This window comes from Bradyrhizobium sp. CCBAU 45389 (genome assembly GCF_028128625.1).
Taxonomy (GTDB): Bacteria; Pseudomonadota; Alphaproteobacteria; order Rhizobiales; family Xanthobacteraceae; genus Bradyrhizobium; species Bradyrhizobium liaoningense_B.
The window spans coordinates 1-5,460 of the sequence record NZ_LBIY01000007.1 but is presented as its reverse complement, the minus strand read 5'-3'; the positions used below and the strand labels follow the sequence as shown (position 1 = coordinate 5,460).

Here is a 5,460-nt window from a genome sequence, read left to right as displayed (position 1 = left end):
GCAGCGATCAGCAATCCGATCATCGTGCATATTGGTGCGGGCGGGCTCGAGCGCGCGTTCTTCTCACTTACGATGCAGTGTGGAGGATGTCTGGCGCTTTGATTGGGGAGAATCAGCGCCATGCAGCAAGCACTCCACCGCTCCAGTCTGGTGCCGCGTGGGTTCGTTGTAGAGAGCCGTGCTAGGAGGGTGACAAAGTTGTCATTACGGTCCGAGCGCCCAGAAGCGTGTGGCCTATGTCCGTCGTGGGGAACGGTTTCCCGACGTGTCCATAGCCGGTATCGACGACGCGTGACCGATCTGCCGCTCTCCGGGCGGATCGTAGAGCTCCCGGGGATCGCCCGCCGCTTCCGCTGCGACGCCGTCCTGTGTGGGCGCTATATATTTCGCCGAGGGCTTCGCCGAAGGGATACTGGCTCCGTCGGCGCGACGCACGGCAAGGTTGGGCTCGATCGTCCATCACCTTGGTCTGGCGCTTGGCGGTCGACCGGCGGCAGCCTTCGCAAAACGGCTGATGTTGCCGGTAAGTAAGGATACGCTCCTGCGCGTGGTCCGACGCCGTCGCCGTCCCCTGGCTGGCCCGCTCAGGGTTATCGGTTGATGATTGAGCCTGGCGGCGCAATCACCGATGCGCCAGCATCATCTGCAATCTGGAACGACGCCGGATCGTGACCCCGCTGCCGGATCGTGAGCCCACGACCGCGCAAGCCTGGCTTGCTCATCCCACGATCGCGATCGTCGCCCGAGACCGTGGTGGAGAATATGGCGAAGCGGCGGCCAAACCTTCCTCAAGGCGTCCGGAAATCGATGCGTCAGATCCGCCTCGTCATCGTTGCGACTACATCGGTCCCAATCTCCTGACAGCCGCCGAGCGCCTCAAGTATGAGGGCTATTGTCAATCTGCTCTTTAATTGCGGGTTGTTGTCAACTTTCTTTTTGAAGCCATAAGAAGTAGTAGCGCTCGCCCCGGCGGAGCAGATCGGAGTTGCGCAGACGAGGCGAGCGCGGCTGGTGGATCTATAGCCAGCTCCTGGTAGTAGGCTGATTACCTGTCGCCTCGTTTCAATGCGATTAGTTGCCCGTCGCTGGGGTCATGGTCCTTTCCGAGGTCGCAAGCGCCTCGTGATGATGTCCGGATCGTGTGCCTCATTGTTTGCAACGGGGTGCGGACGAGCCACCACCAGCCGATTGACCGAGGTCACCACGACCACCGTCCCAGCGGGACATCGCCAGCCCGGCGGACCGGGCCAGGAGCCCTGCAAAAAAGGTCGGGCCGGCGCGTTGCCCCCGTCGAATGATGTGCCGTCGACCCAGATGCAGTGGAGGATGACAGTGATCTTGCGGGCGATTGCGACCTTTGCCTTTTTCATGCCGATGCGCTTCGCAAGCTTCATTCCCCAGGCTTTGAGGCAGGACCATTTCTTTGTTCGATAAGTCAGAACTATCGCCGCCTCGTAAAGGTACGTTCGGAGGAGCCTGTCGCCCCATCGGGATATTTTACCCGCTAGTGTCAGTTTCACCAGATTGGTTGCGCCGAGCTGTGAGGCCAAGATGGGCGCCGACTGTCGAGGCCGATCGGAAACGAGATGGGTCATCGATCGTATGACGGAACGTCAAGGCGGTGACACGCCGACACCAGGAACTGTCATCAGGCGGCGCGTCGTCTCGTCCGACTGGCGTACCATGCGTTTACGAATCAGTTTCGTCAGCACTACCAGAAATGCATGTACTGGCCGCTCGATTTATTGTGATCGAGGGGGCTCGCCGGGGCCCTCGGTTGCGTGTACGAGCAGGCCAATTTACTTCCACGTGGAGGAGCGCACTCGCACGGTTTCGCTCTCCTGGGATTTCATGGATCTTTTGGATAAATCGGGAACGATTGATGCAGACATCATAGCCCATCATCTATCTATGAGAACGTTCTACTCTGCGCGACAGGCCTGCGCTGGCATTAATCTGCTGACTCTTGGCGCTACCTTGTACGTCGACAGATCGCAAACGTCGTTTGAGTACGGCGCGACAACTTCATCAGCCCTGAGCTCTCTGGACGAGAGGAGAGCAAATCTTGTCCTTGAATTTTCTGATACTCTTCAGGCAGTTGTTCGTTCGCGGCCCACGGCCTTCTGCGCAAACGCTGTGGAGCTGAGCGGAGGAATGGACTCCGCGTCCGTCGCAACTGCGGTTAGCGAGAGCGTAGCATCGCTAGCATGTGGACAGACAGCATTCCCAAGTATGTTGTCGTGGAGTGCACACGGCTGCTGCCAACCGGTGCCGGCCGGAATGTGGTTGGGATTCGTGGCGCGATCTGCAGCAACGTGAAGCTACCAGATCATGCGGCAAGGTCAATTGGCTGATCGATGGGCTTTGTGGCGAAGGTTGTTCAGCCATCGACGTTGCGGATGTTGATCTGGCCGGAGGCGAGCAAGGTTCAGAACAACATGGCTGCGGTGTCCGCTCATGGCAGCACGGTCTGCGTTTTGAATCCGTCGTTTGAACTCTTCGTGCAGCCGCTCGATGACATTCGCGGTGCGTGCGGTTTTCCATTGGCTCGGCGGCAGCCGGGTGAAGGTGAACAGGCCCTGGCGGCTTCCTCCAGACTGTCGGGGACCGCGCGATGCTTGAGCCGCCATTTGCGGATGAAGGCCTTGCGCCAGCCTCGATTTCCTCGCGCGTCGCCGCGCAGATCATGTCGTTGTAGTCGGCGGTGATCTACTCATGCTCGGGAGCATGTGCCAGCTTGCGGTGCTGGTGAACCGTGCAGCGCTGGACCGGAACGCCGTTCCACACCGCGGCGATCGCAGCCTCGCCCTGGCGCGCCATCGACGATGAGGAACTCGGGCCGCCGCAGCCCACGCCGGATCAGATCGGCGAGCACGGCCCGCCAGGCCTCGGTGCTCTCGCTGCCCATGGCCTTGATTGCGAGCAGGATCTTCTGGCCGTCGGCGCGCACACCGATGACGACCAGCAACGAGATGGCGGTCGCCTTGCGGTCGAGCCGCACCCGCACTACGGTGCCGTCGCGAATCAGCCGTACAATCGGTTCATTGGCCAGCGAGCGGGCATTCCATGCGTCCCAGTCGCTCTTCACCTCGCGCGACACCCGGCTCAGCGGGTCCTTGCCGACAGCGCCAGCAAACAGGGCGCTGAGCGCGCGGCGCACACGGCGCGTGTTTTTGGTGCCGGAAAGGTAGCAGCTGGCAATCAGCGCATCGGCGGCCAGCGTGCGGCGCTGGTAGGCCCGCAGGGCGCCGCTTTTCCACTCGGTCGTCCTGCCGTCGGACGTATTCAACCGGGCGCGCGGCACTGCGATCTCTACTTTCCCGAACGTGCCCAGCAGCGAGCGCGATCGATGCCCGTGACGGTGACCAGTGGCGGCGGGCATGGCCTCCGAATCGCCGCTCGCCGGCCTCGCCCGTCGGGCATACCGCGAGCGCGCCAGCACCTCGTTGAGCTCAGCTTCGAACATCGCTTGCAGGCATTCTCGGGCTCGCTCACGAAGGCCAGCTTCGATCGGACCGGTGTCGAAAAGCTGCTCAGTCCTCCGCTTTCGGGCTGGGCAGACAAGGCGTCGTGATAATCTTCGTCGTGGTGTGATCTCCACCGGCGCTGAAACGCCGGAATCGCTTGTTGGTCCAAGCTGGAGATTGCGCCGCCCTCATTTTCCAACCACTCCCGCTACAGCACCAGCCAACCTGATCAGCAGCAGCGACTGCGGTCGTACGAACAAGCGCTCCGCATCGAACATGGCGCATGGTGTTTGGCGTCCCAAGATAGCTGGAATGCTCCCATTGACACAGCTTTCGGCCGAGCTTGTTTGGCTTTCTGGCGCTAAAACGGTTCGAAGTCAGAGCCGGATTGTTAAGACAACGTCAGCTGCCCTTCGGGCAAACGAAAGCAACGCGCGGCCATACGCCAGCGATCCGTACTAATGAATACTGACCATCTTGATTGCCCTTGATAACGAGCGAAACCACAGCGATTCGTGTGTCGCCTCTTTGGCGTCTAGCATGAAGCTAGCAATGATATATTGTGGATTTCCGTGGGTCTCAGCGCGCGAGCGGACCTATCACTAGCCAAATGGGCGGATGTTCAGTCCTGAGCACCACCATATCCGGTGGGATCAAAGTCGCGAGCTGTCCATTCCTCTCCGGGTTCTAGGTCCGCTACGTCAACTAGACGGCCCGTGCCTTCAATCGTCCACCCTCCCATCTTGGCCGCTCCCTTGTGGGTGGCCATGCGCCGAGAGATAACCACTTCATCCGTAGCGATGCTGTAGAGCTCTACTTTGTAAACCGTTATCCTCGCCATCTCTATTTCCATTTGCTCTTGATCTGCGTCGTAGGCGTATCCGGGCAGATGGATCAGCACTAAGTTGCCTCGCCTGGGCAGCGGCGCAAGCTTGTCAAGGATGTACTGCGGGGCGCATTTCTTGATCTCTACGCCGTACGCGTAAACTAACCCGTCGTCGTTGGCGATCTCGTGTATCGCATACTCGATCTCATTTAATTCATCGGGCGTGAGGTCCAGGGCCGCCGCGATCGCTTCGGCTTCCTCACTGTCGTACTCATTTTCAAGCGGTCTACTGCTCATTGTCCACCACTCATCACCCGAATGCCGCTTCCTAAAGATCGACTGGGTCTGCATCGGCTCCCTGCATGTACTCCAACATCTTTACATAAGGAGTGAGCGGTGACATTCGATCGAGTATCCTGGGCGGCGCTCGGAGCGACTGCGGCAGTTGACGAGGGTCCAAGTTCTCAGCGACTGGAAATCAGTTCAGGTCTCGGAAGTTATTCAGCATACTGTTGCACGAATTCTCGGCGTCAGCGAAGCTTTGGAGCGGCGAGCCGAGAACCCTGATCGAGCCACGGCTCCGGTCAAGCGGGCGCCATGAGGCGACGTAGCCCAACCTGCCGCGAAAGCCATGACCAGTCGGGCTCTGGAAGCTGATCACGAACGAATAGCCGTCGCTGCTCGCACTCCATATCTCCATGTCTTTGACAAGCGCGATGGAACTGAAGGGCCATCAGGCTCCGTTCGCCTGGGTCAACCCGAGAACGAAATGCTTCGGTCGAACGACATAACGGGTCAATACACGGCAGCTCTCGCCGGCAAATTGCGTTTCCTCGTCAAGCCATGGCATAGATCTGGAGTCCCTAGCAGCTCGGCTTATGCGGTCCAGCCACCTGCCTCGATCCGCGCTTGAACCAATTTGTCCTATGTTTGTCGTTTCGATCAACTGCCTACGCGGGTAGTTGACTGTGACACGAGCATGCGCTTGATGTGACCTGCCACTGCGTATTTCCTCCAGAAGGAGTTAGAGTCCGGCCCGAAGAAGGACGGACAGATGAAGCGAGCAAGGTTCACGGAAGAGCAGATTATTGCGGTATTGAAGGAGCATGAGGCTGGGGCGAAGACAGCCGACCTGGCTCGCAAGCACGGTGTTTCCGAGGCGACGAT

2 protein-coding genes and 3 pseudogenes are annotated in these 5,460 nt (G+C 59.6%); 2 read left to right on the top strand and 3 right to left on the bottom strand.

Translation table 11 applies throughout. The annotated features are described in order from the left end of the window. Positions 1 to 120: 120 nt before the first annotated feature. Positions 121 to 893 (top strand): annotated as a pseudogene (locus XH79_RS05410) (ISL3 family transposase); the annotation flags it as partial. A 390-nt stretch (positions 894 to 1,283) separates the two neighbouring features. On the opposite strand, the pseudogene XH79_RS05405 reads toward XH79_RS05410, so the two are convergent. The 3 genes and pseudogenes from XH79_RS05405 to XH79_RS05395 all read right to left on the bottom strand — a co-directional run. Continuing rightward, positions 1,284 to 1,673 (bottom strand): annotated as a pseudogene (locus tag XH79_RS05405) (transposase); the annotation flags it as partial. 707 nt (positions 1,674 to 2,380) lie between these two features. Then, positions 2,381 to 3,595 (bottom strand): annotated as a pseudogene (locus tag XH79_RS05400) (IS256 family transposase). Between the two features lie 494 nt (positions 3,596 to 4,089). Continuing rightward, positions 4,090 to 4,644, bottom strand: coding sequence for a hypothetical protein (locus tag XH79_RS05395; RefSeq protein WP_271580972.1), 555 nt, complete (start codon positions 4,642 to 4,644; stop codon positions 4,090 to 4,092). Positions 4,645 to 5,347: 703 nt separating this feature from the next. Here XH79_RS05395 and XH79_RS05385 point away from each other — a divergent pair. Then, on the top strand, positions 5,348 to 5,460 hold a 113-nt coding region (locus XH79_RS05385), incomplete at its 3' end, for a transposase (protein ID WP_271580973.1).

Bases quoted from the DNA above. Each gene is read 5' to 3' on its own strand.
- XH79_RS05395 (WP_271580972.1), bottom strand. From the start codon at position 4,644: ATGCAGACCCAGTCGATCTTTAGGAAGCGGCATTCGGGTGATGAGTGG.